The sequence below is a fragment of the Mycobacterium asiaticum genome (assembly GCF_001668675.1).
Classification (GTDB): domain Bacteria; phylum Actinomycetota; class Actinomycetes; order Mycobacteriales; family Mycobacteriaceae; genus Mycobacterium; species Mycobacterium asiaticum_D.
This window is the reverse complement of sequence record NZ_LZKQ01000334.1, coordinates 1-701: the sequence shown is the minus strand read 5'-3', so window position 1 is coordinate 701 and position 701 is coordinate 1. Positions and strand designations below refer to the sequence as shown.

Here is a 701-nt window from a genome sequence, read left to right as displayed (position 1 = left end):
GCGCCTGCCACCACGTCCTCACATCCAACCCGCCGAACGCCCACCTCCTCCACGGTCTCCCCGGAGCATGTGCGTCGTTGCCCGGCTTGTAGCGACATTGTCGGTGGATGCGGTTGTGGGCGCTCAGCGTGTCACACCCGTGTGGCCGCCGGTCTTCGCCAAGGTCTCTCAGGAGGATGTGCGTCGTTGCCCGGCTTGTAGCGACATTGTCGGTGTGCACGATCCACAGCCGAATTGTGGTGACTGGCGGGATGTGGACGCGAATGCGACGTTCAACGCATGAGCGTGCTGCTACGAGGAACCGAGCTTCGCTATGTGCTTACCTACCAGTTGGTGTTGCACGGGCCCGCGACTATTCCGGAACTCATCGCCGCCCTCAAGTGGCATGGCTTCACCGTCAACGGTCGGGCCTCGAAGGCCATTTCTGATGCGCTGCGTTGGGAGATGGGAAGGGGCCGGGTTGACCGCATCAGGCGTGGCAAGTATGCAGCGTTGGAGTTTCCCCGCGGCACTGAACACCGAATGCACCAGCGAGTTCTGGCATTGCGTGCGAAGTCGAGGGCTGCGAGTGGACGCGAAGATCCGCTGCAATGGTTCGACTGATTGTCGCTCCAAGCCGGGCAGCGACGCACATGCTCCGGGGAGACCGTGGAGGAGGTGGGCGTTCGGCGGGTTGGATGTGAGGACGTGGTGGCAGGCGC

1 protein-coding gene is annotated in these 701 nt (G+C 63.2%); it reads left to right on the top strand.

Annotated features, from left to right (window positions below):
• Positions 1-279 precede the first annotated feature (279 nt).
• Complete coding sequence (locus A9X01_RS28130) at positions 280-603, top strand: hypothetical protein (protein WP_065120539.1); 324 nt, start codon at positions 280-282, stop codon at positions 601-603.
• The last annotated feature ends 98 nt before the right edge of the window (positions 604-701 follow it).